Consider the following 24,074-nt stretch of genomic DNA (forward strand, 5'->3'; position numbering starts at 1 on the left):
GTTTAAACCTTCCGAATGAACCGCATGACATCCCCATACGCCGCCCGCCGTCCATTGCTCGGTCTTGCCGCCGCCTGCCTGTCCAGCCTGCTGGGCGGCAGCGCAGTGGTGGCCACCCGCTTCGCCGTGGCCGAGATCGGCCCGGTGGCCCTGGCGGCTCTGCGCTATGGCCTTGGCGCCCTGCTGCTGGGTGGCCTGGTGCTGCTATGGCAGCGCCAGCGGCTGACCCGGCGCGATTGGATGCCGGTGCTGCTGCTCGGCGCCCTGTTCTTTGCCGCCTTCCCGGCCCTGTTCAGCGCCAGCCTGGCTCATACCACGGCGGCACGCGGCGCCCTGGCCCTGGCCAGCCTGCCCTTTCTCACCCTGCTGGTGGCCGCCCTGCTGGGCCGCGAAAAGCTGAGCGCGCTTAAGCTGGCCGGTGTGCTGCTGGCGCTGGCCGGTGTGACCCTGGCCCTGATTGCCGGCCGCGACCTGGCGGCGCCGCCCGGTGCCTGGCGCGGCGACCTGCTGATGCTGCTGACCGCGCTGCTAGGCGCCATCTTCAATGCCCTGGCGCGGCCCTATATGGCGCGGCTGGGCGCACTCGGCTTCACCGCCTGGGCCATGCTGGCCGGTGCAGTGATGCTGAACCTGGTGGCCTGGGACGGCAGCGCGCGTGAGGCTGTGATGACACTGAGCGGCGCGGCCTGGGCTGCCATCGCCTATCTTGGTGTCATCGGCGCCGCATTGATTTTTTATCTGTGGAGCCTGGGCTTGGCGCATGCCTCGCCTACCCAGGTGGCGGTGACGGTGGCGCTCAACCCGGTGAGCGCGATGACCCTGGGTGCCCTGCTGCTGCATGAGCCGGTGGGCGGGACGCTGCCGCTGGGCCTGGGCGCGGTGTTGCTGGGGATCGCCGCCGTGAACTGGCCACAATCCAGCCCCGCGCCTGTGCCACCAGCGCCACCAGCAGAGCCACAGCGAGAGTGAGCCAGCTGGGCGCGATGCGGAAATCGAACATCAGGTTGGCGGCCCATAGCCGCTGCCAGGGCAATTGGGTGCAGCAGGCGGCCCAGGCGACTTCGGCCAATGCCGCCGCCAGCGCCGCCAGCGGCGCCAGGGCCCAGGCATCACCTGCCCGCCGCAGCCGGCCCAGCGCATAACCAAGGCGATACAGCATCAGCCAGGCGAAAAAGCCGACCTGCAGCAAGGGCGGATCAATCTCACGCTTGGCTTGCAGCAGATAATGCACCAGCGCCAGCACGGCGATGACATAGACTAGCTTGTGCAGCCGGCCCCAGGCCTTGCCGCCCATGCGGCGGATCGCGGCATCGAAGGAAGTCAGACCCAGCGCGCTCAGGCCAAGCAGCGCAATGAAGCCGATGGTGAGATAGAAGCGCAGCACGATCTCGCTGGCCACCTTGACCAGGTCGCCCTTCTGATCGAGCACATAGAGCACCAGATGCGCCAGCACATAGGCCAGTGCCGCTACGCCGATCTGGCGCCGCAGCTTGATCAGCGCCGGCCAATCCAGCAGCCTGCGTAGCGGCGTGACGGCGAGCGAGCCAAGCAGCAACCACACTGCCCAGCGCCCGGTTTCATGGATCAGTTCATCCAGCGGGCGTGGCCCCAGATCATCGGCCAGAATGCGCCAGGCCAGCCATAGGCCAGGCAGCCAGAGCAGCAGGAAACACGCCGCCTTGAGCGGCGACAGGCGGCCATCACGTTCATGCCAGGGCATCGTCATGGCGCCAGGATGCCGCGCCGCCCGGGCAGCGGCAAGCGGGCGCCCGGTAACGATACGGCGAGGTGTTACTTATTGTGCAGGCAGCGGGCGACGATCTGGCCGCAGGCGACCAGGGTTTCGCGCCCGGTGGCGGTGCGGCCCTTCATCGCCACCTCGACAACCCGGCCCTGGCGCAACGCGAAGGTGGTTTCGCAATACCGGAAATATTCGTAAGGCCCGGGGCTGCGGCTGAGCGGCGATTTATCCTGTTCCACACTCATCTGCGCCGAGGCCGAGCTTTCGCGGAAATAGCTCAGAAGATCAGTACCGTTCTCTCGGTTGCGCGCTGTGGGCTCGCCGGCACAGGTCAGCAATTGCGCTTCCGGCAAACCGACCAGCTCTTTCTGGCCGCGCAGGGCAAGGTCTTCCTGAGTGGAGGAACAACCGGCCAGCAGGCCGGCAAGGAGCAACAGGGGCAGGGCTTTCATGGCGCGGAGCATGCCGGAAGCTTTTGCCGCAGTCAAACCGGATAGCGCCCGGGATTGCAGCCCCCGGATTGCAGCAGGATGGGCTTTGCGATACATCGGATGCCAAGCGGCGGGCCAAGCCGCATGCCAGGAGGAAACATGGCCGAGTATGTGACGATCCAAGCCGAAGCCCTGCGCGCCACGGTGCGCGCCATCTGCCGCACCGGCGGCAGCAATGAGCGCGAAGCCAGTCTGGTGGCCGAAAATCTGGTGCTGGCCAATCTCAGCGGCCATGACAGCCACGGGGTCGGCATGCTGCCGCAATACTGGCTGGCGGTGCATGAGAAGCGCCTGGTGGTGAATCAAAGCGCCCATATCGCGCTGGATGCCGGTGCGCTGGTAACGGTGGATGGCGGCTTTGGCTATGGCCAGGTGATCGGCCATGAGGCGATGGAAATCGCCATCCAGCGCGCCCGCCAGCATGGCGTTTGCGTGCTTTCCCTGCGCAACAGCCACCATATCGGCCGCATCGGCCATTGGGGCGAGCAATGCGCCGCCGCCGGCATGATCTCGACACATTATGTCAACGTGGTGAACCGCCAGCCGCTGGTGGCGCCGTTTGGCGGCTCGGATGCGCGCTTTGCCACCAATCCCTATTGCTGCGCCATTCCCGGCCCGCATGGCGGCGAGCCGATTGTGCTTGATATGGCCACCAGCACCATCGCCATGGGCAAGGTGCGGGTGGCGATGAACAAGGGCGAAACCCTGGCGCCCGGCATCCTGATCGATGCCGAGGGTAATCCCAGCATTGACCCCAAAGTGATGTTCAATAAGCCGACCGGCGCCATCCGCGCCTTCGGCGAGCATAAGGGCTTCGGCCTGGCGCTGATCGCCGAGCTGCTTTCCGGCCCGCTCAGCGGCGGCGGCACCGGGCGCAACAATTGGGACGTCGGCACCATCACCAACAACATGCTCAGCATCGTGTTTGACCCTGCTAAGCTCGGCGGCGCCACCACCTGGCAGGATGAGGCGCAAGCCTATATCGACTGGGTGAAGGCTTCGCCGCCAGCCCCCGACAACAAGACCGGCGGTGTGCTGGTGGCCGGCGAACCGGAGCGCCGCACCCGTGCCGAACGCAACAGCCAGGGCATCCCGGTGGATGCCACCACCTGGGGCGAGATTGTTGCCGCCGGCGCCCTGCTGGGCCATGCCGCAGCCGATACCAACCGCCTCGCCGGCCTGTAATTCTCGGAGATACCTTTCATGACCGACCAAGATAGCCGCATCCAGCAAGCCGCCGAACGCCTGCGTAATGCCGAAGCCACCGCAACCGCCTGCGATCCGGTGCGCGACCTGCTCGGCACCGCCGACGATCTGCGCGTTGCCTATGCTGTGCAGCGCGCCAACCGCGCGCATTTTATCAACAGCGGCCGGCGCCTTATCGGGCGCAAGATCGGCACCTCCAGCCCGGGCGCGCTCAAGATGTTCGGCATCACCGCGCCAACCTATGCCATGCTATATCACGACATGGTGCTGAATGACGGCGACACGATTCCGGCCGGCCGGCTGATCCAGCCGCGCCTGGAAGCCGAGGTGGCGGTGGTGCTGGAACGTGGTCTCGACATGCCGAACCCGACCCTGGTGGATGCGATCCGCGCCGTGGGTTATGTGGTGCCGGCCATCGAGGTGGTGGATAGCCGCATCCGCAACAACGATTTCAAGATTGTTGATCTGGTGGCCGATAATGTCAGTGGCGCGTTCTTTGTGCTCGGCTCGGTCGCCCGCAAGCTGGAAGGGCTCGACCTGCGCCGCGCCACCGGCACGCTCACCAGCAATGGCAACGTGATCGGCCAGGGGCCGGGCGCGGCAGTGTGGGGCAACCCGATCAATGCGCTGGCCTGGCTGGCCGCCAAGCAGGTGAAGATTGGCCTGCCGCTGCGTGAAGGTGATGTGGTGATGACCGGCACCTATTGTCCGATGCAGCCGGCCAATCCCGGCGATGCCGTCAGCGTGGACATCGACGGCCTCGGTCGCTGCGAGGTCAATTTCGCGGCTTGAAAAGCCCCCCGTTCGGTACTCCGTCATGGTCGGCGCGGGCCGACCATCCACGAGTAGCTTGTTTTCAGCCGGTTAAACAAAGCAACACGTGGATGGTACGCCTTCGCGTACCATGACGGCTTTTGTTGTGCAGGCAACCCGCTACTTCGCCGCCAGTTCGGCGGCGCGGTGCACCGCGCGACGGATGCGCGGATAGGTGCCGCAACGGCAGATATTGGTGATCGCCTCGTCGATCTCGGCATCGCTGGGATCGGGTTTCTGCGCCAGCAGTGCGGCAGCGGCTAATATCTGGCCGGATTGGCAATAGCCGCATTGCGGCACGTCAATCTCCGCCCAGGCGCGCTGCACCGGGTGCGCGGCTGCTGCATGTAACCCTTCTATCGTGACAATTTTCGCCTCGCCCACGGCGCCGGCCGGCAATGAACAGGACCGCACCGCTTCACCATCCAGCAAAACCGTGCAGGCGCCGCATTGCGCAATGCCGCAGCCATATTTGGTGCCGGTCAGATTAAGCAGGTCTCGCAGCAGCCAGAGCAGCGGCATCGCCTCATCGGCTTCCACCTCATATTGCCGCCCATTCACGTTCAACCGCAGCATATCCGCCTCCCTGCGCAAGGCGGAAAGTTAACATGAACGGCTATTGACGTCACTTATTCTGCAATAGCCAGGGCGGAAACGCGCTGGCGCGGGAAGCGCAATGTCACCACGGTGCCAACCCCTTCGCGGCTATCAATTGTGACCGAGCCCTGATGCAGCCGCATCAGCGCCTGCACCAGCGGCAGGCCGAGGCCGGCGCCGCCATAGCTTTTGGATAGATGGTGGTGCAATTGCACAAATGGCTCCAGCGCACGCGGCACATCCTCGCGCTTCATGCCGATACCGGTATCCCGCACACAGATCGCGAAGCGGCCATCCGCTTCCAGCTCGGCGGCAATCGTCACCTTGCCACCCTTGGGGGTGAATTTGATTGCATTGCCGAGCAGATTCAGCAGCATCTGGCGCATGGCGCGCTCGTCGGCGCGCAGCTCTGGCAGATCTTCCGGTATGTCCGCTTCCAGGATAACGCCGCCGGACACCGCCTTGTCTTGCAGCATACGCAGCACGGCGCGGCAAAGATCGTGCAGATCAATCTCCTCTTCGGTCAGTTCCACGCGACCGGATTCGATGCGGGTATGATCGAGCAGGTCATTGACCAGGCTGAGCAGATGCTTGCCGCTATTGAGGATATCGGCGGCATATTCCTTGTAGCGGTCGTCGCCGAGGCGACCGAACAATTCGCCGCTGAGAATTTCCGAAAAGCCGATGATGGCATTCAGCGGTGTACGCAATTCATGGCTCATATTGCCGAGGAAGGCGGTCTTGGCCTGATTCGCCGCTTCGGCCTCGGCCTTGGCGCGCTTGAGCGCCTCGATCACCCGCCGCAACCGCTCGGAATCACGATTCACGCGCTGGATGACACGGTTGTATTGCAGCGCAATCGGCTCCACCTCGGAACCGGCAATCACCGCAACAGGGCCGTCAAAGCGGCCTTCGACACGATGCCGTTCCATGTCGTTGACCAGATCGAGCATCGCCGAGGAAGCGCCATGCTCGGCCTGGTTCAGGCCGACATGCTCGGCTTCGGGCGAAACCCGCAGCGGCAGGAGGCGGTTGACGATCTTGAGCACCACATAGGTGAAGCCGAAGCAGTAAACGCCGGCCACCACACAGCCAAGCAACTGGATGCCGAACTGGGTGACACGATCATGCGGCACCGGCCAGGCCGATGGATCGCCGAACAAGGCCACCGCCAGGGTGCCCCAGATACCGGCGCCGAGATGCGCCGGCACCGCGCCAACCGCATCGTCGATCCGCAGCCGCTCCAGCCATTGGCCGAAGAGCAAGGCGATCACCCCGCCAATAGCGCCGATCAGCACCGCGGATAATGCCGAAGTGTTGTTGCAATTGGCCGTGATTGCCACCAGGCCGGCCAGCGTGCCATTGAGGAAATCCTCCACGCGCGGCAACGGGAATATCAGGCGCGAGGCGACTAGGCCGGCAATGCCGCCGGCACAGCCGCCCAGGGTGGTATTGATCAACACGCTGGGTACATCCGCCGACATCGCCAGCGTGCTGCCGCCATTAAAACCAAACCAGCCGAACCACAGCAGCATGACGCCGAGGGTGGACATGGTGAGATCATGGCCACGGATCATCGCCACGCCCTTCTTGAACCGCCCCATGCGCGGCCCGATCACCACCACGGCAGCCAGAGACACCCAGCCGCCGACCGAATGCACCACGGTGGAACCGGCAAAATCGATAAAACCAAGTGCCGCCAGCCAGCCCGACTCGCCGCCAAGCTGGCCGCTATTCCAGGCCCAATGGCCAAAAACCGGATAGATCAGGCCCGAAATGATGATGGTGATGACAACATAGGAACTGAACGCCACCCGCTCGGCCACCGCGCCGGAAACGATGGTGGCGGCGGTGCCGCAGAACATGAGCTGAAACAGCAGGAAAGCGCCAATCGAGGTTTCGCCGCGGGCATCGAACATCCAGGCGCTGGCGCCGATCCAGCCATTCTGGCTGATGCCAAACATCAGCGCGAAGCCAAACAGCCAGAACAACAGGCTGGCAATGCAGAAATCGACCAGATTCTTCAACGCCACGTTGATACTGTTCTTGGCGCGCACAAAACCGCTTTCCAGACAACAGAAACCTGCCTGCATCACGAAGATCATGCAGGTGGCAACCAGGAGCCAGACCAGATCGATACGCTCTATTGCCATTCGCCTACAAAAGCGGGGCGCCCTGGGGATCGGCGCCAAAAGGAGGGGGGACCGCTGGTAGCAATCCGATACACGTTTGCTGAAGCAAAAGGCATACCAGCGTTAAACCCCTGATATAGCGATGCCAGAAACAGCACTTGGCTTTTACGGCGGCAAAATGATTAAAAATTAGCCGAAACCCGGGTGTTGGCATTTGCACTGCCGGGCATTATTTGATGAGCAGAGCGTTCACGCCGAGATATAACCGTCCGGTCGCAAACCGGCCCCAAAACTGGATCATATCATTATGGAACCGACCAGCCTGAATTTCGGCATCTCCGCCGGCCAGCCAGGCGCCGCGCAGCCCGGCACCAATCCGGGCATGGCCCCGGCGGCTGCCGATCTGGTGAAAGAGATTGATATCACCACCTTCATGCAGGATGTGGTGCAGGCTTCGATGCAACAGCCGGTGCTGGTGGATTTCTGGGCCCCCTGGTGTGGCCCCTGCAAGCAACTTGGGCCGGCATTGGAAAAAGCCACGCTTGCCGCCAAGGGCAAGTTCAAGCTGGTGAAGGTGAATATCGACGATCCGCGCAACCAGCCGCTGGCGCAGCAATTGCGCATCCAGTCGATCCCGGCGGTATATGCCTTTTCCAAGGGCCAGCCGGTGGATGGTTTTGTCGGCGCCCTGCCTGACAGCCAGTTGAAGAAATTCATCGAACAGGTGGTGGGCGGCGCGGTTGGCGACAGCGAAGCGGTGCAGCTGATTGAAGCCGGCAAGGCGGCGCTGGCGGCCCAGGATTGGGCCGCAGCCGGCGAAGCCTTCTCGGGCGCGCTGGGCAGCGAGCCGGAAAATCCCGCCGCACTCGGTGGCCTGGCCCGCGCCCTGGTGGGCCTGGGCGAACTGGAAAGTGTTGAAGAGATCCTCGCCCAGGTGCCGCCGGCGCATGAGAATCATGCCGATGTCGCCTCGGCGCGTTCGGCGCTGCAACTGGCGCAGGAAAGTGCCGGCGCGGCGGGTGAATTGGCGGCCCTGGAAGCCAAGGTGGCGGCCGATCCAAAAGACTATCAGGCACGCTACGATTATGCCCTGGCGCTGGTTGGCGCCAACCGCCAGGGCGATGCGCTCGACCAGTTGCTCGACATCGTGAAGCTGGACCGCAAATGGAATGACGAGGCAGCGCGCAAGCAGCTGGTGAAGATTTTCGAAGCGCTGGGGCCGATGGACCCGCTGGTGGTGGATGCCCGGCGCCGGCTGTCGTCGATCCTGTTCGCATGAGCCAGCCAGAGGCGGAAAGCCTGGATTTCGACGCGCTGGACGCCACAATCCCGATCTTTCCGCTGACCGGCGTGCTGCTGCTGCCGCGTGGCATGCTGCCGCTGAACATCTTTGAGCCGCGCTATCTGGCGATGACCCGCGATGCCCTGGCCGGCTCGCGCCTGATTGGCATGATCCAGCCGCAGGAAGCCTTCAGCCGCAGCGAGCGCCCGGCGGTGTATCGCACCGGCTGCCTGGGGCGCATCGATGCCTCGGTGGATACCGAGGATGGCCGCATGCTGATCACATTGCGCGGCATCTGCCGATTCAATGTGAGCCAGGAATTGCCGATGACCCTGCCCTATCGCCAGGTGACGGCGGATTACACCGGCTTTGCCGCCGACATGGCCCCGGCAGCAAACGGCCAGATCAACCGGCCGCGCCTGATCGCCGCCTTGCGCAACTATCTCGACCGCCAGAATCTGCCGGCCGACTGGCCCTCGATTGACGCGGCGCAGGATGAAGTGCTGGTGCATTCGCTGGCAATGATTTGCCCCTTTGCCCCAAGCGAGAAACAGGCCCTGCTGGAAGCCGAAACCCTGGCAGCGCGCGGCAGCCTGCTCACCAGCCTGCTGGAAATGGCCTTGCTGGAACGGCCAAGCGCCAGCAGCGCCGGGCGCTTTAACTGATTTTGCCGGAGATCAAAACCATGTCTGATGACAGCCAAGCCACCACGTCCTCGTCCAATGCCACTGCACCGGCTGCCGCAGCGCCGGCAATGGTTGATCCGAAATTGCTGGAATTGCTGGTCTGTCCGCTGACCAAGACCATTCTGCGCTATGACCGCGAAGCCAATGAACTGGTGAGCGAAAAGGCCCGCCTGGCCTTTCCGATCCGCGACGGCATTCCGATCATGCTGGTGGACGAAGCGCGCCAGCTTGATGAAACCTCGGCCTGAGCCATGCTCGACCAGGCTTCGCCCTATAATCGTGCCGGCCGCCCGGCCTGTGTGGAACTGCGCCTGAAATCGCAGGACAAGGCGCTGGAAGTGGATTTCGCCGATGGCAAATCCTTCCGCTTCAGCACCGAATTCCTGCGCGTGGAAAGCCCCTCGGCCGAAGTGCAGGGCCATGGCCCGCAGCAGCGCAGCTATATCGGCGGCCGCCGGCATGTCAACATCATCGCCATCGAGCCGGTGGGCAGCTATGCCGTGCGGCTGAAATTCGACGACCTGCACGATACCGGCATCTATAGCTGGGAATATTTCTATGATCGCGGCCACGATCAGGATGAACTCTGGGCGAAATACCTCGCCGCCCTGGCCGAGCGCGGCCTCAAGCGCGAGCCGCGCTGAGATTCGTTACACCCGCTCGCCGCGCAGCAATTTTGGCAGCTTGCCGACATCCCCCATGGCATGGCGCATGAAAAAGGTCTTGGCCGGGGGAATCTGCTGTACCAGGCCAAGCCCCAGGTCGCGGGCCAGCCTGAGCGGCGCGATATCGTTGGAAAACAGCCGCGTCAGCACATCCGTGACTGCCGAGAGCACCACGGTATCGACCCGGCGCCAATCCTCGTAGCCTTCCAGCACATCGGCCTGGCCCGGATCAAGCCCAAGCCGGCGCGCCAGCACCACCGCCTCGGTGAGCGCCGCCACATCGCGCAGGCCGAGATTGAGGCCCTGGCCGGCGATCGGATGGATGCCATGCGCAGCATCGCCGACCAAAGCCAGACGGTGATCAACATAACGCTCTGCATGCAGGAAGCTGAGCGGGTAGGACCAGCGTGGCCCCACCAAGCCGAGGGCGCCGAAATGATCACCGAAACGCTGCCGCATCTCGGCGACAAAACCGGCTTCATCCAGTGCCAGGATCGCCTCAGCGCGTTCCGGCGGCTCGGTCCACACCAGGGACGAACGGTGCCGGCCGGCAGCACCATCCTGAGCAGCCTCATCGGTCATCGGCAGGATGGCAAAAGGCCCGGCCGGCAGGAAACGCTCCTGCGCCACGCCATGATGCGGCCGTTCATGCCACACGGTGCAGACAATGCCGGTCTGCCGGTAGGCCCATGCCATGGTTTTGATCCCGGCCGCCTGGCGGATCGCCGAGCCACGACCATCGGCGCCCACCACCAGCCGGGCAGATACTTTGCGGCCATCATCCAGGGTCAGCTGCGCCGGGGCGCCGGAACCGGGCTGGCCGCGCTCAACGCTGGCAACACCCAGCGGCGCCAGCAGGCGCAGGCCCGGATGATCGGCCAGCGCCGCCTGCTGGGCTTGGCGCATCACCCGGTTTTCCACCAGCCAGCCAAACGGGTCTTCACCCAGCACGGCATGGTCGTAATGCACAAAGAGCGGGGAATCTCCATCCGATACACGGATATCCCACATCGGCTGCGCTTCAGACACATGCCGCCACAGGCCGATGGAGGCCAGCATACGCTGCGAGGCCAAGGCAATGGCGGAAACCCGGCCATCAAAGCCGGCGGCCAGTGCCTTGGCGGGGTCTTCGCGGTCCACAATCACGGTGTCAACGCCGTGGCTGGCCAGGGCGATGCCCAGGGTCAGCCCGGCCAGGCCGCCGCCGACAATCGCCACCTCGGTATGCAGGATGTCGCTCATGCCCGGAGCATCCTTCGGCCGGGCCGGCTTGTCCATAGATTGGCGATGGACGGCTTGCCGCAGGCGGTCTAAGCTTGGCCCATGCAGTGGCGATGGCTTGCGGTTTTGACCCTGGCTTTGCTTGTGCCGGGTCTGCTTCCCGCCCCCTCGGTTGCCCAGGCAACCAGGGAGAAGCGTCCTGTTGACCTGGAATTGCTGTTGGCCATCGATATCTCCGGCAGTGTCGATCCGGATGAAGCCAAATTGCAGCGCGAGGGCTATGCCAAGGCGCTGGTTGATCCCCAGGTGGTGAAGGCAATCCGGGGCGGCATCCATGGCCGCATCGCCATCGCCTATTTTGAATGGGCGGATAATTTCACCAATAATTCCGTGCTGGACTGGACCGAGATCAGCGACCTGGCCAGCGCCCGGGCGGTTTCCGCCAAGCTGCTGGATGTGCCGATCCGCATCGGCCGGCGCACCAGCATCAGCGGCGCCATCCTGGCCGCCCTGCCGCGTTTTGCCGAATCGCCCTATCAGGGCCTGCGCCGGGTGCTGGATATTTCCGGCGACGGTCCGAACAATGCCGGCGACCCGGTCGACCTGGCCCGCGACCGCGCCCTGGCTGCCGGCATCGTGATCAACGGCCTGCCGATCATCAACGACCGGCCCAATCCCTGGGGCATGCCGGTGCTGGAAGACCTGGATCGCTATTACGAAGGCTGTGTCATCGGCGGCCCGGGTTCCTTTGTGGTGGTGGCGGAGAGTTTTGACACTTTCCATGAAGCGGTGCGGCGCAAGCTGGTGCTTGAAATCGCCTCAGCCCCCATCGTGCCCCGGCAATGGCACCAGGCCGGCCCGCCGGTGCGGCTGAACCAGCCCTTCCGGCTGGCCCAGGGCGAGCAGCGTTATCCCAAGGGCTGCGATGTCGGCGAACGCCAGAGCCAGGAATTCTGGCGCCGCCGCTTCGACCAATAACCCGACACTCCCCGGCAATTTCCCTCATACCGCCTTGGCGCGGGCGGATTTTTGCCGTATTTCCAGGCGACAACCGGCCCGTTGCTTGAGGAGCGCCCGAATGACCAGTCCCTTCGCCCGTGCGGATTTTCCCTTCGCCCTGCGCCTTGTTACCGAGGCGGCGGCGCTGGCCGCCCATGACTGGGTTGGCCGCAGCGAAAAGGAAGCCGGTGATGGCGCCGCCGTGGAAGCCATGCGCAAGGCGCTGGGTGCGATCAACATCAATGCCGTGGTGATGATCGGCGAGGGCGAGAAGGATAATGCACCGCTGCTTTATCGCGGCGAGCGCATCGGCACCGGTGAGCCGGAAATCGAAATCGCAGTGGACCCGATCGAAGGCACCACCAACATGGCCAACGGCGTGGATAATTCCATGGCCGTGATGGCATTGGCGCCGCGCGGCGCGATGTTTGATCTCGGCCCCAGCTTCTACATGGACAAGCTGGTGCTGCCTGCAGCGGCCAAGGGTAAGGTCGACCCAAGCTGGAGCGTGGCGCAGAAGCTGGAAGCCCTGGCAGCCGCACTGAACAAGCCGGTGCGCGAATTATGCATCTTTGTGCTGAACCGCAAGCGCCACCACGGCATCATCAAGGAAATCCACGCCGCCGGCGCGCGCACCATGTTGCAGGAGAATGGTGATGTGGCCGGCGCCTTCATGGCGGTGGAGCCCAACAGCCAGGTGGATGCGCTGTTCGGCACCGGCGGCTCGCCGGAAGGCATCATCACGGCAATCTTCACCCGCGCCATGGGTGGCGAATTCTTCGGCCGCGTTGATCCGCAAAGCGACGACGAAGCCGCCAAGGTGAAGGCTTTTGGCCTGGACAGCAGCCGCTGGCTTTCCGGCCAGGAACTGGTGAAAAGCGACGATGCAATCTTTGTTGCCAGCGGCATCAATAGCGGGCCGCTCTGCCGCGGCGTCCGCCTCAAGCATGGCGTGGCTAGCCTGCATACCGTGATCCTGATGGCCGCCACCCAGGCGCGCTACGACATGGTCAGCCGCCTGAAACAGAATTGAGCCCAATGACCCCGCACAGCATTGCCATCACCCCCTTCCAGGGCCAGAAGCCCGGCACTTCCGGCCTGCGCAAGAAGGTGGCCGAGTTCCAGCGCCCAGGCTATCTGGAAGCCTTTGTGCAATCGCTGTTTGATACCCAGCCCGCCTTGCGCGGCGGCATTATGGCCCTGGGCGGGGATGGCCGCTATTTCAACCGCGAAGCCGTGCAGATCATCCTGCGCATGGCGGCGGCCAATGGTGTCGGCCGCGTGATCCTGGGCGCCGGCGGGCTGCTTTCCACCCCGGCCGCCTCGGCAGTGATCCGCAAATACCAGGCCCAGGGCGGCATCGTGCTTTCTGCCAGCCATAATCCTGGCGGCCCGGATGGCGATTTCGGCATCAAGTTCAACACCAGCAATGGCGGCCCGGCACCCGAGGCGGTGACCGAGGCAATCTACCAGCGCAGCCAGAGCATCGAGCGCTACCTGACCCTGGATGCCGCCCCCATCGCCCTCGACAAGCCCGGCGAAACCAGCCTGGGCGACATGGCGATCAGCATCATCGATCCGGTGGCCGACCATGCCGCGCTGCTGCAAACCCTGTTTGATTTTGACGCCATCCGCAGCCTGTTGCGCGGCGGTTTCCGCATGCGCTTTGACGGCATGCATGCCGTGACCGGCCCCTATGCCCGCCGTGTGCTGGTGGACATGCTGGGCGCGCCCGAGGATGTGCTGATGAATGCCCAGCCCCTGCCCGATTTCGGCGGCGGCCATCCAGACCCCAACCCGGCCCATGCCGAGGAATTGGTGGCGCTGATGCCGGGGCTGGATTTCGGCGCAGCCTCGGATGGTGATGGCGACCGCAACATGATCCTGGGCCCCGGCATTGCCGTCAGCCCGTCTGACAGCCTGGCGGTGCTGGCCGCCAATGCCAGGCTGGCGCCGGGTTATGCCAATGGCATCACCGGCATTGCACGCTCGATGCCGACCAGCCGCGCCGCCGATGCGGTGGCCGCCGCGCTGGGCATTCCCTGCTTTGAAACCCCGACCGGCTGGAAATTCTTCGGCAACCTGCTGGATGCCGGACAGATCACCATCTGCGGCGAGGAAAGTTACGGCACCTCGTCGAATCATGTGCGCGAGAAGGATGGCCTGTGGGCGGTGTTGTTCTGGCTCAACATCCTGGCCAAGCGGCGCGAACCGGTGGGTGCCATCCTGGCGCAGCATTGGCGGCAATATGGCCGGCATTATTATTCGCGCCATGATTACGAGGCGGTGGATAGCGCCACGGCGCAGGCCGCCATGGCGCAGCTTGCGCAAGCCCTGCCCGGCCTGGTCGGCCACGACATCGGCGGCCTGACCATCACCCAGGCCGATGATTTTGCCTATACCGATCCAGTGGATGGCAGCGTTGCCAAGGGCCAGGGCCTGCGCGTGATCTGCGGCGATGCGGCGCGTGTGGTGGCCCGGCTTTCCGGCACCGGCACCGAAGGTGCCACGGTGCGGCTGTATTTTGAGCGGTTTGAAGCCGACCCGGCGCGGCAGCAGGATGATGTGCAAACCACGCTGGCGCCCTTGATCGACTTTGCCGAAAACCAGCTTGGCCTGCGCCAGCGCACAGGCCGCCCCGGTCCCGACGTGATAACGTGATGCCATGAACGAAGCACCGCCACGGATCGATACCACCAGCGCCTGGCAGGCCCTGCAAGGCCATGCCGCGCACTTGGCTGGCTATAGCCTGACCGATCTGTTCACTGCCGATGCGCGGCGCTTTGAGCATTTCTCCTGGAGCTGCGGCGATCTGATGCTGGATCTGTCGCGCCAGCGCATCGCCCGTGAAACCCTGGATTTGCTGCTTGCCCTGGCGCGCACCGCCAAGCTTGAAGCCTGGCGCGACAAGCTGTTCAGCGGTGCCGCGATCAACAGCTCGGAAAACCGCGCCGTGCTGCATACCGCCTTGCGGCTGCCGCCCGATGCCAGCCTGATGCTGGATGGTGTCGATCTGGTGCCGCAGGTGCAGGCCGAGCTTGCCCGCATGGAAAGCATTGTCGAGGCGGTGCGCCAGGGTATCTGGCGCGGGGCCAGCGGCAAGCATTTCCGCCATGTGGTGGCTATCGGCATCGGCGGCTCTGATCTTGGCCCGCGCATGGTGGTGGATGCGCTGGCAGCCGACCGCCTGCCCGGCCTGGATATCGCCTTTGTCAGCAATGTGGATGGCGCCGACCTGCTGCGCACACTGGCACCGCTGGATGCGGAAGCCACGCTGTTCATTATCGCTTCCAAAACCTTCACCACCCAGGAAACCATGGCCAATGCGCTGAGTGCGCGGCACTGGCTTGAAGCGGCACTCGGGCCGGATGCGGATTGGCCGGCGCATTTTGTGGCGGTTTCCGCAGCGCCCAAGGCAGTCGCTGCCTTTGGTATCGCCGAAGCGCGCCGGCTTGGTTTCTGGGATTGGGTGGGTGGTCGCTATTCGCTCTGGTCCAGCATCGGCCTGCCGATTGCGCTTGGCATCGGTATGGCGAATTTCCGCGCCCTGCTGGCCGGCGCCCATGCCATGGACGAGCATTTCCGCACCGCGCCGCTGGAAACCAATCTACCGGTGCTGATGGCCCTGGCCGGCATCTGGAATATCAACTTCCTCGGCCATACGGCTTTGGCGGTGCTGCCTTACGATCAGGGCTTGGCGCGCTTGCCGGCCTATCTGCAACAAGCCGATATGGAGAGCAACGGCAAAAGCACCGACCGCTGGGGCCGCAAGGTTGCCTATGCCACCGGGCCGCTGCTGTTTGGCGAACCCGGCACCAACGGCCAGCATGCCTTCTATCAATTGCTGCATCAGGGCACACAGGTTGTGCCGGCGGATTTTATCCTGCCGCTCGCCAGCCGTTATCCGTTGCGGCAGCATCATACCATGCTGGTGGCGAATGCGCTGGCCCAGGCCGAAGCGCTGATGCTGGGCCGCAACTTGCAGCAGGTGCAGGCCGACCTGCTGCAAGCCGGCTTGAATGAGAGCGCCATTGCCGCATTGGCGCCGCACAAGGTGTTTGCCGGCAACCGGCCAAGCAGCATGATCACCCTGCCAAAACTTGATCCGTTTCATCTCGGAAAATTGATCGCGCTCTACGAACACAAGATTTTCGCGCAAGGGATAGTGTGGGGCATCAACTCCTTCGACCAGTGGGGGGTAGAACTCGGCAAACGCCTAGCAACACCGATTCTTGAGGAGTTGACGGATACAACCCGGCAGCCGCATCATGACAGCGCGACCAATGCATTGATCGCGCGCGCCCGGCAGGCGGCACATAGCTAAGGCCACAGCGCGCATAAAAAATCTGGTCAAGGGAGTTGGGGACGCGGCATGAGCGACATGGACGCCGTCCGACAAGGCATGCGGGAGATCGATTTTGTCCTGTATTCCTCCTGGCGCCTGGGCAAGCATATTCTTGCCGGCTGGAGCCATGACAGCAACCAGATCTCCTTTGCCTTCTCCGAACCCTATAACGTGCTCGGCCGTGCCGAGGAATATCCGCGCCTGATCCGCGGCCGCCGCCTGATGGGCCAGCGCACCTTTGCCGAAACCTGCAAAGTGCTGGGTATCCGGCCGCTGACCATGGATGTGCCCTTCACGCTGGGCAATGCGCGCGCCGATGTGAATCCGGCGATGATCGAGAATCTGGTCAAACGCTACGCCATCGTCGAAACCGGCAACCGTGCCGTGATGCTGTTTGATATCGTCGGCTTTTCCAAACACACGCCGCTGGAACAGGTGGCCCAGCTCAGCTCGCTTGAATACTCGATCAACAGCGCCAGCAAGCGCCTCAACGAATGCGGCCTGCGGATCGAATTGGCGCGCTCCACTGTGGGCGATGGCTTTTATGTCTGGAATCGCGGCAAGGGCGTGGAGGCCGATCTGCGCACCTATCTGGCGCTGGCCCTGATCCTGGCCGACAATGCGCTGGCACAGCGCAAGGGCAATCCGCGCCTGGTGCCAACCTTACGCGCCGCCTTCACCGTGGGGCCGCATTTTTCCTATCATCAGGTGGAAGGCAACAATCCGCGCGGCTTTGAGTATATTGTCGGCGATGTCACCATCACGCTGGCGCGCATCATCGGCAAGGCACTGCCGCACCAGATACTGATCGGGCAGTTCAACCGCTCGGCTGACCAGTTGGTGAACCAGAGCGATATCGACACAATCCTGTTTCTGGCGCGGGCGGAAAAGATCATGCAGCCGCTGCTCGGCCGCGAGGTGGGCGGCTACCGTATCGGTAATATCCGCAGCAGCATCACCAGCGCCAATGAAGTGCGCGGCGGCGTCACCGTGTATCGCATCATGGACAAACACGGCTACGCGCATCAGGCTTTCAATGCGCGGGTGCTGCTCGACCGCGAAGGCGGCGAGCCGATCACGCTTGGCCTATCACTGCCGGAACTGGCAGACTTCAACGCCGAGCCGATACTGCATGATGTGAAGCAGCTCGGCACATCGCGTTGAGAAACTGCTATTGCGGCATCCGCGCGATGGCCGCCATGCCATCTTTCATCAGCTTGTTGGCATATTGGCTGCCGGCCACCAATTCCAGCATACGCACGGCGGCAAACAGCTTGGCGCGGGTGGCTTCCTGACCCTCGGCATTGAATTTGCCGGCCTTGATATCGTTGATCAGCGTGACACCGGTATTGTCGATCTGGGTGGTGAGCTGCTTGATGGCGCCGTTCACATCCTTGTCGGCGCCGATTTCGGTGGCGATGCGGGCGACGCGTTGGAGGGCATAAACCCGGTTCTCGGCCTCAACCTTGGCATCGAAGCTGGCCTGCTTGGCAAGTTCCGGATCGTCAGCCGGCGGCGGCGCCAGCACGGCCTCGATGCCGCCCAGCACCTTCTCGTCGATGCCGCCGAGCACGCCAACGCGCACCATTTCCTTAAGCTGGCGGCTGGCCGCCTCCATCTCGGGCTGCGGCCCGTCGGCCATGCCATCCTTTTTCAGGCGGCCGATCAGCGCAACAAAATCGCCCACCATGTCGGCCACCTTGGCATCATCCACCTGGGCCGGATCGGTGCGCGTGACAGCCCCGAAGAAACGCTTCGAATCACCCGACAGCATCGCGCGCACAAATTGCCCCGGCGTCAGTCCGTTGACCCCGGTGGGCAGATCTTCCAGCGCATCGAACAGCGCCAGCGCCTGGAAACCATCGCTGAGCCGCGCCACCGCCACGGCAATAAGAAAGCCCGGCACACCCTGGCCGCTGCCGGCCACATCGGTATAAAGCTGCTTGATCTCCTCAACCTGCTCTTCGAGCAGGCGGCCAACCGGCTTGGGCGACAGGATGTCGCGCAGTTTCTCCACCGGCGCGGCCAGTTCAAGCAGGGCGATGATATCGCTCAGATCGGCCAATACCGGCTCGCCGCCGAGGCGCGCAATCAAATCGGCCCGATGCGCCGCATCGGTTTCCGCGCGCGCCAGTTCCTGACGCAGGCGGCTGGCCGCAATCGACCAGAGGGTGACACCAAGGCGCGGGATGCGCGGATCATGGCTGGCACCGATTTCCGGCGCCGGCGCGGCCCGCATGCTGGCCTCAAGCTGCTTCACCGCAGCGGCATCCAGGCAGCCCAGTACAAATTCCCAGATCGGCGCCAGCGACTGGCGCGCGATGCGGCCAAACGGCTTGCCGCCATCGCCAGGCAATACCAGCAAATCTTCGAATGGATGGCAAAACACCCGTTGCAGGGTCAGGTAACGCGGCGGCCGGGTTTTCACCAGGCGCGGGCGCAGCGTGCCAAGCGCGGCATTGGCGATTGAGGCCGACAGCACCACAGCGCGCGACCGCTCAATGAGCAAGGTGAGCTGCGCCACCTTCTCATCGGGAATCTCGAACAGCTTGCGTTCGATATCGCGCAGTTCCGAGGCTAGATCGGTCATACCTGCCTCCGCTTGGTCGATTCCACCCGTCGCAACATTTCCATATCCAAGGCGCCTGTATTCCAGCCTTCAAACGCCCGCACCATCAGCTTGGTGCTCTCCTGCATCGCCTGGGCGTTCGGGCGGTTGGCCGCCTCCTTTTCCGGAATGATGGGCAGAATTCGATAAATTTCCGTTATCGCCGCCCGCTGGCTGTCACGATCCCGCTCCTGCGCATCAGCCCAGAGCAGGATCACAAATTCCCAGCCATCGATGGTCCACCACAGCCGCTCGATATCCTTTTCGATGGCGGTGGATACCTTGTCCCAATTCATCAGCACACGCTCGGGATGCTCGGCCGGGCGCATCGCCGAGGTCACCAAGTCCTTGGCATAATCGGCGGTAAATCCAGAAATTCTGCCAATCGGCCGGGCCAGTTCGGCAGCTTCCGATTTATCATCGGCGGCCCATTTGCCCATATTATCCTCAAGCTCGGCGATAGCATTGACCAAGCGGCGCAGGCGGCAATCCTTGCTCATCCCGGTCACGCCCAGCGGCGCGATCAGATTGCCCCAGGCTTCCAACCTATCATAGAGCAAATTCGTGCTGGCATGCAACTTCTGGGCTACGTCGCCCATGGCATATTTGACCCGGTCGCGGCCCTTGTCGGAGACAAAATCCGATACGCTCAGATTCATCTTGCCGCCAGACATCTTCTCCAGCGCGCCCTTGAACAGGAAAAAGCGCGTCAGCAGCACTTCATTCTCGTCTTCGGCCAAAGCAGTTTCAGCGGCCTTCTGCGCTTCCGGCCCGGCCAGGCCGGATTTGGCCGCCAAAAGCGTGGCATGGCGCACATGCGGCGGCAGGCAGGAATTGGCCTTGAAAATCTCTTCATGCAGCGCGCGGTCATGCATGGTCAGCGAGAAGATTTCCGGCACATCCTTCCAGCGGATGACATAATTGCCCTTCACGCCGGAAAAGGCGGAAACCGTCAGCTCAAGCTGCTCGCGGCTATCCAGGCGCACACGGGCCTGGCACAAAGCCGGCGTGGTGAAGCTCACCGCCGTGCCGCGTTCCTCGAATCTCGTCGGCTGAAACTGTGAACTGCCGCCTTTAGGAAAGTTCATCCCTGCCCCTGAGGGTAGAATATTGCTGATTGCCTAGGACCACTTAAGCATACTTAGCGCCCGCAGCAAATGATTGTAACTGGCAAGTTATCCCTTGCCGTTGAGGAAACGGCGCGATTGTTCGATCACACGCAGGGTCTCTTCCCATAAATGCAGCCCGGCCAGCTCTTCCAGGCTGAACCAGGCCGCATCGGCGGCATCATCGCCCGCCACTACCTCGCCCGAGGCCCAGCGGGCGGCATAATCCACAATCGTATAATGGTAAAGCACACGGCCCTCGGCATCGCGCTGCACCGAGTCGATCACCGCCACCAGGCCGAGCAACTCCACCTCGACCCCGGTTTCCTCGCGTAATTCGCGGCGGATGCCCTGCTCCACCGTTTCGCCCAAATCCTGCCCGCCACCGGGCAGACTCCATATCCCGGCACGCGGCGGCCGGCCGCGCTTGATCATCAGCACCTTGTCGTCGCGCCACACCACGGCGCCAAGGCCAACTACCGGCGCCGTGGGATATTCACGCGGCATGGGCGGCTATTCCGCCGCCCGGGCCTGCTGCTGCGCCTGCAACACTTCCCAGATACGTTCCGGGGTGGCCGGCATGTCGATATGGCGCACGCCGAGCGCATCGGCCAAAGCATTCATCACGGCCGGCGGTGCGCCCACCGCGCCGGCCTCGCCGGCACCCTTGACGCCCAGCGGATTGGTTTTGCACGGCACTTCGCACAGGATCACCTGGATATCCGGCATGTCGTCGGCGCGCGGCATGCAGTAATCCGTGAAGCTGCCGGTCAGCAACTGGCCCTCGGCATCATAAACCACGCGCTCATACAACGCTTGGCCGATACCCTGTGCCACACCGCCCTGAATCTGGCCTTCCACGATCATCGGGTTGATCACCTTGCCCATGTCGTCGGCCACCACATAGCGCGTAACCGTGGTGATGCCGGTGGCTTCATCCACTTCCACCTCGGCAACATGGCAGCCATTCGGGAAGGTGATGGCCTGAACCTGGAAATCCGCTGCGGTATCCAGGCCGGCCGGCTGGTCAACGGCAACGCCGGAACGCAGCCGCGCCGTGGCGGCCACTTCCATGATATCGGCGCCGCGATCCGTGCCGGCGATGCTGAACTTGCCGGCATTGAATTCGATATCCGCCACGGCTGCTTCCAGCATGTCGGCGGCCACTTCCTTGCCCTTGTCGATGATCTTGTCGCTCACCGCCAGGATGGCGCCGCCCTCGGAATAGAGCGAACGGGCACCGCCGGTGCCGCCGCCGGTCGGGATACGATCAGAATCGCCCTGCACCACGCGGATTTGGTCAAACGGCACGCCCAGCTTGTCGGTGACCAGATGCATATAGGCGGTTTCATGGCCCTGGCCGGTGGATTGTGTGCCCACCAGCACCTCCACCTCGCCATTGTCGCGAAACAGGATTTCCGCCCGCTCGGTGGGCGCGCCGCCAGTGGCTTCCAGGTAATAGGCCATGCCGATGCCCAGCCTTTTGCCGCGCTTGGCGGCATCGGCGCGGCGCGCGGCGGCGCCATCCCAATCGAAGGCCTTGAGCGCGGTGGCGGAGGTATTGGCGAAATCGCCCGAATCGTAGGTCAGGCCCATGGCGCTGGTCCACGGGAAGGCGGAAACCGGAATGTAATTCTGCCGCCGCAAAGCCGCCGGGTCGACCCCCAGTTCCTTGGCCGCCACGTCAATCAGGCGTTCCATGATGTAGTTCGATTCCGGCCGGCCGGCGCCGCGATAGGCATCCACTGGCACGGTATTGGTGAACACACCTTCCACCCGGGCATGCACGGCCTGGAACCGATAGACCGAGGACAGCACTTTGGTACCGGCCATGGTCGGGATCATCGGCGCATAAGTGGAGAGATAGGCACCCATATCGGCGATGTTATGCACGCGCAAGGCCAGGAAATTGTTGTCCTTGTCGAGCGCCAGTTCGGCTTCGGTCAGGTTGGCGCGGCCATGCGTGTCGGTGAGGAAGGCTTCGGCGCGGTCGGAGGTCCATTTCACCGGGCGCTTGAGCAGCCGGGCCGCGAACAGGGTCATCACCTGCTCCGGGTAGATAAAAATCTTCATGCCGAAGCCGCCGCCGACATCGGTGGTATGCACCGAGAATTGCGCCGGTTCGACGCCAAAAATCTTCGACAGCAGGTTCTTCTGCACCCAGACGCCCTGGGTCGGGGTGTAAAGCGTGAAGCGGTTGCTTTCGGCATCATGCGCCGCCAGCGCGGCGCGCGCCTCCATCGAGGCCACCACGATGCGGTTGTTGACCAGCTTGAGTTTGACGGTACGGGCAGCAGCGGCAAACAATTCCTCGGCCTTGGCCTTGTTGCCCACTTCCCAGTCAAACACCCGGTTATTCGGCGCTTCCGGCCAGATTTGCGGTTGGCCCGGCTGCATCGCCGTGGCCATATCGGCAGCGGCCGGCAGGGTTTCGTAGTCGACCCCGATCAGCTCGGCGCCATCACGCGCCTGGGCCAGGGTTTCAGCCACCACAAAAGCCACCGGATCACCAACATGGCGCACCATGCCTTCGGCCAGGGCCGGACGCGGCGGATCGGCACGCTTGCTGCCATCGCGGTTCTTGAGCGGAATGGTGCAGGGTAGATCGCCGATATTGGCGGCGCGCAGATCGCCCACGGTGTAAACAGCCAGCACGCCGGGCGCGTTGCGGGCCGCTGCCGTGTCGATGCCCAGGATGCGGGCATGGGCATGCGGCGAACGCAGGAAATAGCCATAGGCCTGATCCGGCAGGCTGATATCGTCGGTATAGCGGCCTTCACCGGTAATGAAGCGCTTATCCTCCACCCGGCGCACCGGCTGGCTGAGACCGAACTTGCTCATACGGGGATTCCTTCGTCGCTCAATGGGGCGTCGCTCAATGGGGCTTGGCTTGCTGGTGATGATAGGGATTCCGGTTGGCGTTTCAAGCCGCCTCCCGCAGGGCGCGATAGGTCCAGAAAGGCATCGCCCCCAGCACCACGCAGATACCGGAATAAATGAACACAGCGGTATAACCGCCGGTAAGATCGTGCAGCAGGGCGCCGAAATAGCTGCCCAGCGCAATGCCCAGGCCGCTGCCCAGCATCACCATGCCAAAGATATTGCCCAGCCGGCGGCCCTGGAAAATCCGCGCTGCCGTGGCGCTGACCATCGGGCCGCGCGCGCCGAAGGACAGGCCGACACCCAGCACAAAAATCCCCAGCAGCACCGGATGCAGCTCAAAACGCAACAGATACAGCGCCAACAGGCCGCTGAGGCTGAAAACATAGGAAGCCAGGGCCGAGGCATGGCGGCCGATACGGCCATCGGCCCATGAAAACGCGATGATGCCCACCGGGGTCAGGATACCCACAAGGCCATAGAGCGAGGCGGCCTTGAGCGGCGGATAGCCAAGCTCAACAAGATAGGCCACGCCCTGCACCATCACCGCGAACATGCCCGAACCGGTGAAGAAAAACACCGAGGCCAGGCCCCAGAAGGCCGGTTCGCGCAAAGCTGCACCGAGAGTCCATTCCTGGCGTGCTTCGGCGCCTTCACGCACCACCAGCCGCGCCGCCGCCCATTTTTCCGAGCCGGCCTGGGCGCGTTTCCAATCCACCAGGCGGAAGGCGATCAGGCCCAGAACCGGCAAGGTTGCCAGGCCGATATAGGCCCAGCGCCAGCCGAAACTTTCGATCAGCAACTGGCTCAGCGGCACGATCAGCAGGGTGCCGATGCCAAGGCCGGCGTAAATCCAGCTCACCGCACCGGAAAGCCGGCCGCCCTCGAACCAGCGCGCCAGCAAAGCCGAATGTGCGGCATTGCCCAAAGCCGCCGAGGCCGCGCCGATACACAGTCCAAGCGCGATATAGAGCTGCCACAGGGCCTGGGCAAAGGAAGCCAGCAACAGGCCAAGGCTGAACAGGCCCAGACCGAGCAGGTAGGTGCGGCGGGCGCCGAAACGATCAAAGCAATAGCCGGCCAGCGGCGCACCGCAGCCACTCATCAGCATCATCAGCGAATAGGTGGTGGCCACGCTGGCGCGGTCGGCACCGAATTCCTGCGTCAGCGGCAGCAGAAAGGCCGTGAAACTTTCGCACAGGCCCCGATTGAGCAGGCTGAAACCGAAGCAGACGCAGACCAGCAATTGCGGCAGGCGTTCGGGCGCCAGCAGGCCACGTCTTGATCCATCCTCCGGCATGC

21 protein-coding genes and 1 pseudogene are annotated in these 24,074 nt (G+C 63.6%); 12 read left to right on the forward strand and 10 right to left on the reverse strand.

The window, feature by feature from the left end; all coding sequences use genetic code 11:
- Positions 1-24: 24 nt before the first annotated feature.
- Positions 25-846: pseudogene (locus tag KBB36_RS05355) on the forward strand (DMT family transporter); the annotation flags it as partial.
- On the opposite strand, the gene KBB36_RS05360 reads toward KBB36_RS05355, so the two are convergent.
- Both KBB36_RS05360 and KBB36_RS05365 read right to left on the reverse strand, forming a co-directional pair.
- Entirely contained in the window at positions 797-1,726 is a 930-nt protein-coding gene (locus KBB36_RS05360) for a sulfite oxidase heme-binding subunit YedZ (RefSeq protein WP_290977766.1), read from the reverse strand. The pseudogene KBB36_RS05355 and the gene KBB36_RS05360 overlap by 50 nt on opposite strands.
- Before the next feature lie 65 nt (positions 1,727-1,791).
- Positions 1,792-2,193 carry a hypothetical protein gene (locus KBB36_RS05365; RefSeq protein WP_290977768.1) on the reverse strand — a complete coding sequence of 134 codons (402 nt, stop codon included), beginning with the start codon at positions 2,191-2,193 and terminating at the stop codon, positions 1,792-1,794.
- A gap of 138 nt (positions 2,194-2,331) precedes the next feature.
- Here KBB36_RS05365 and KBB36_RS05370 point away from each other — a divergent pair, with 138 nt between their 5' ends.
- On the forward strand, positions 2,332-3,417 hold the full coding sequence (locus tag KBB36_RS05370) for a malate/lactate/ureidoglycolate dehydrogenase (protein ID WP_290977770.1): 1,086 nt from the start codon (positions 2,332-2,334) through the stop codon (positions 3,415-3,417).
- Positions 3,418-3,435: 18 nt separating this feature from the next.
- Positions 3,436-4,230 (forward strand): fumarylacetoacetate hydrolase family protein, encoded by a 795-nt coding sequence (locus tag KBB36_RS05375; RefSeq protein ID WP_290977772.1) that lies wholly within the window; start codon positions 3,436-3,438, stop codon positions 4,228-4,230.
- Between the two features lie 141 nt (positions 4,231-4,371).
- Here KBB36_RS05375 and KBB36_RS05380 read toward each other — a convergent pair whose 3' ends face one another.
- Both KBB36_RS05380 and amt read right to left on the reverse strand, forming a co-directional pair.
- Positions 4,372-4,827, reverse strand: a complete 456-nt coding sequence (locus KBB36_RS05380; RefSeq protein WP_290977774.1) for a (2Fe-2S)-binding protein — start codon at positions 4,825-4,827, stop codon at positions 4,372-4,374.
- A gap of 53 nt (positions 4,828-4,880) precedes the next feature.
- The gene (gene amt / locus KBB36_RS05385; RefSeq protein WP_290977776.1) at positions 4,881-7,001 is read right to left on the reverse strand and encodes an ammonium transporter; all 2,121 of its coding nucleotides are present in this window, start codon (positions 6,999-7,001) and stop codon (positions 4,881-4,883) included.
- 286 nt (positions 7,002-7,287) lie between these two features.
- On the opposite strand from amt, the gene KBB36_RS05390 reads away from it, so the two are divergent.
- From KBB36_RS05390 to KBB36_RS05405, 4 genes are all read left to right on the forward strand, one after another.
- Positions 7,288-8,259 carry a co-chaperone YbbN gene (locus KBB36_RS05390; RefSeq protein WP_290977778.1) on the forward strand — a complete coding sequence of 324 codons (972 nt, stop codon included), beginning with the start codon at positions 7,288-7,290 and terminating at the stop codon, positions 8,257-8,259.
- Positions 8,256-8,927 (forward strand): LON peptidase substrate-binding domain-containing protein, encoded by a 672-nt coding sequence (locus KBB36_RS05395; RefSeq protein ID WP_290977780.1) that lies wholly within the window; start codon positions 8,256-8,258, stop codon positions 8,925-8,927. Before KBB36_RS05390 ends, KBB36_RS05395 begins: the two co-directional genes overlap by 4 nt.
- Before the next feature lie 89 nt (positions 8,928-9,016).
- The gene (locus KBB36_RS05400; RefSeq protein ID WP_290977818.1) at positions 9,017-9,196 is read left to right on the forward strand and encodes a Trm112 family protein; all 180 of its coding nucleotides are present in this window, start codon (positions 9,017-9,019) and stop codon (positions 9,194-9,196) included.
- A 3-nt stretch (positions 9,197-9,199) separates the two neighbouring features.
- Positions 9,200-9,592: a DUF971 domain-containing protein gene (locus tag KBB36_RS05405; RefSeq protein ID WP_290977782.1), complete on the forward strand. Its 393-nt coding sequence runs from the start codon at positions 9,200-9,202 to the stop codon at positions 9,590-9,592.
- Between the two features lie 6 nt (positions 9,593-9,598).
- On the opposite strand, the gene KBB36_RS05410 is transcribed toward KBB36_RS05405, so the two are convergent.
- A complete protein-coding gene (locus KBB36_RS05410) occupies positions 9,599-10,855 on the reverse strand; it encodes a UbiH/UbiF/VisC/COQ6 family ubiquinone biosynthesis hydroxylase (RefSeq protein ID WP_290977784.1) in 1,257 nt (418 codons plus the stop codon).
- An 81-nt stretch (positions 10,856-10,936) separates the two neighbouring features.
- On the opposite strand from KBB36_RS05410, the gene KBB36_RS05415 reads away from it, so the two are divergent.
- The 5 genes from KBB36_RS05415 (at position 10,937) to KBB36_RS05435 (ending at position 17,342) form a co-directional block, all read left to right on the forward strand.
- Positions 10,937-11,812, forward strand: coding sequence for a DUF1194 domain-containing protein (locus KBB36_RS05415; protein WP_290977786.1), 876 nt, complete (start codon positions 10,937-10,939; stop codon positions 11,810-11,812).
- 100 nt (positions 11,813-11,912) lie between these two features.
- Positions 11,913-12,866, forward strand: a complete 954-nt coding sequence (gene glpX, locus KBB36_RS05420; RefSeq protein ID WP_290977788.1) for a class II fructose-bisphosphatase — start codon at positions 11,913-11,915, stop codon at positions 12,864-12,866.
- A 5-nt stretch (positions 12,867-12,871) separates the two neighbouring features.
- Positions 12,872-14,494, forward strand: coding sequence for an alpha-D-glucose phosphate-specific phosphoglucomutase (locus KBB36_RS05425; RefSeq protein ID WP_290977790.1), 1,623 nt, complete (start codon positions 12,872-12,874; stop codon positions 14,492-14,494).
- A gap of 4 nt (positions 14,495-14,498) precedes the next feature.
- Positions 14,499-16,157, forward strand: coding sequence for a glucose-6-phosphate isomerase (gene pgi, locus KBB36_RS05430; protein WP_290977792.1), 1,659 nt, complete (start codon positions 14,499-14,501; stop codon positions 16,155-16,157).
- 48 nt (positions 16,158-16,205) lie between these two features.
- A complete protein-coding gene (locus tag KBB36_RS05435) occupies positions 16,206-17,342 on the forward strand; it encodes a hypothetical protein (RefSeq protein ID WP_290977794.1) in 1,137 nt (378 codons plus the stop codon).
- 7 nt (positions 17,343-17,349) lie between these two features.
- On the opposite strand, the gene KBB36_RS05440 is transcribed toward KBB36_RS05435, so the two are convergent.
- The 5 genes from KBB36_RS05440 to KBB36_RS05460 all read right to left on the reverse strand — a co-directional run bounded on the left by KBB36_RS05440 (position 17,350) and on the right by KBB36_RS05460 (position 24,072).
- Positions 17,350-18,768: a hypothetical protein gene (locus KBB36_RS05440; RefSeq protein ID WP_290977796.1), complete on the reverse strand. Its 1,419-nt coding sequence runs from the start codon at positions 18,766-18,768 to the stop codon at positions 17,350-17,352.
- A complete protein-coding gene (locus tag KBB36_RS05445) occupies positions 18,765-19,874 on the reverse strand; it encodes a hypothetical protein (RefSeq protein ID WP_290977798.1) in 1,110 nt (369 codons plus the stop codon). The genes KBB36_RS05440 and KBB36_RS05445 overlap by 4 nt, the downstream gene beginning before the upstream one ends.
- A gap of 87 nt (positions 19,875-19,961) precedes the next feature.
- Entirely contained in the window at positions 19,962-20,399 is a 438-nt protein-coding gene (locus tag KBB36_RS05450) for an NUDIX hydrolase (RefSeq protein ID WP_290977800.1), read from the reverse strand.
- Positions 20,400-20,405: 6 nt separating this feature from the next.
- Positions 20,406-22,733, reverse strand: a complete 2,328-nt coding sequence (locus tag KBB36_RS05455) for a xanthine dehydrogenase family protein molybdopterin-binding subunit (RefSeq protein WP_290977802.1) — start codon at positions 22,731-22,733, stop codon at positions 20,406-20,408.
- A gap of 82 nt (positions 22,734-22,815) precedes the next feature.
- Positions 22,816-24,072 (reverse strand): MFS transporter, encoded by a 1,257-nt coding sequence (locus tag KBB36_RS05460; protein ID WP_290977804.1) that lies wholly within the window; start codon positions 24,070-24,072, stop codon positions 22,816-22,818.
- Positions 24,073-24,074 lie beyond the last annotated feature (2 nt).

The sequence above is a fragment of the Ferrovibrio sp. genome, from assembly GCF_017994015.1.
Taxonomy (GTDB): Bacteria; Pseudomonadota; Alphaproteobacteria; order Ferrovibrionales; family Ferrovibrionaceae; genus Ferrovibrio.

Bases quoted from the DNA above. Each gene is read 5' to 3' on its own strand.
- KBB36_RS05360 (WP_290977766.1), bottom strand. From the start codon at position 1,726: ATGACGATGCCCTGGCATGAACGTGATGGCCGCCTGTCGCCGCTCAAG.
- KBB36_RS05365 (WP_290977768.1), bottom strand. From the start codon at position 2,193: ATGAAAGCCCTGCCCCTGTTGCTCCTTGCCGGCCTGCTGGCCGGTTGT.
- KBB36_RS05370 (WP_290977770.1), top strand. From the start codon at position 2,332: ATGGCCGAGTATGTGACGATCCAAGCCGAAGCCCTGCGCGCCACGGTG.
- KBB36_RS05375 (WP_290977772.1), top strand. From the start codon at position 3,436: ATGACCGACCAAGATAGCCGCATCCAGCAAGCCGCCGAACGCCTGCGT.
- KBB36_RS05380 (WP_290977774.1), bottom strand. From the start codon at position 4,827: ATGCTGCGGTTGAACGTGAATGGGCGGCAATATGAGGTGGAAGCCGAT.
- amt (WP_290977776.1), bottom strand. From the start codon at position 7,001: ATGGCAATAGAGCGTATCGATCTGGTCTGGCTCCTGGTTGCCACCTGC.
- KBB36_RS05390 (WP_290977778.1), top strand. From the start codon at position 7,288: ATGGAACCGACCAGCCTGAATTTCGGCATCTCCGCCGGCCAGCCAGGC.
- KBB36_RS05395 (WP_290977780.1), top strand. From the start codon at position 8,256: ATGAGCCAGCCAGAGGCGGAAAGCCTGGATTTCGACGCGCTGGACGCC.
- KBB36_RS05400 (WP_290977818.1), top strand. From the start codon at position 9,017: ATGGTTGATCCGAAATTGCTGGAATTGCTGGTCTGTCCGCTGACCAAG.
- KBB36_RS05405 (WP_290977782.1), top strand. From the start codon at position 9,200: ATGCTCGACCAGGCTTCGCCCTATAATCGTGCCGGCCGCCCGGCCTGT.
- KBB36_RS05410 (WP_290977784.1), bottom strand. From the start codon at position 10,855: ATGAGCGACATCCTGCATACCGAGGTGGCGATTGTCGGCGGCGGCCTG.
- KBB36_RS05415 (WP_290977786.1), top strand. From the start codon at position 10,937: ATGCAGTGGCGATGGCTTGCGGTTTTGACCCTGGCTTTGCTTGTGCCG.
- glpX (WP_290977788.1), top strand. From the start codon at position 11,913: ATGACCAGTCCCTTCGCCCGTGCGGATTTTCCCTTCGCCCTGCGCCTT.
- KBB36_RS05425 (WP_290977790.1), top strand. From the start codon at position 12,872: ATGACCCCGCACAGCATTGCCATCACCCCCTTCCAGGGCCAGAAGCCC.
- pgi (WP_290977792.1), top strand. From the start codon at position 14,499: ATGAACGAAGCACCGCCACGGATCGATACCACCAGCGCCTGGCAGGCC.
- KBB36_RS05435 (WP_290977794.1), top strand. From the start codon at position 16,206: ATGAGCGACATGGACGCCGTCCGACAAGGCATGCGGGAGATCGATTTT.
- KBB36_RS05440 (WP_290977796.1), bottom strand. From the start codon at position 18,768: ATGACCGATCTAGCCTCGGAACTGCGCGATATCGAACGCAAGCTGTTC.
- KBB36_RS05445 (WP_290977798.1), bottom strand. From the start codon at position 19,874: ATGAACTTTCCTAAAGGCGGCAGTTCACAGTTTCAGCCGACGAGATTC.
- KBB36_RS05450 (WP_290977800.1), bottom strand. From the start codon at position 20,399: ATGCCGCGTGAATATCCCACGGCGCCGGTAGTTGGCCTTGGCGCCGTG.
- KBB36_RS05455 (WP_290977802.1), bottom strand. From the start codon at position 22,733: ATGAGCAAGTTCGGTCTCAGCCAGCCGGTGCGCCGGGTGGAGGATAAG.
- KBB36_RS05460 (WP_290977804.1), bottom strand. From the start codon at position 24,072: ATGCCGGAGGATGGATCAAGACGTGGCCTGCTGGCGCCCGAACGCCTG.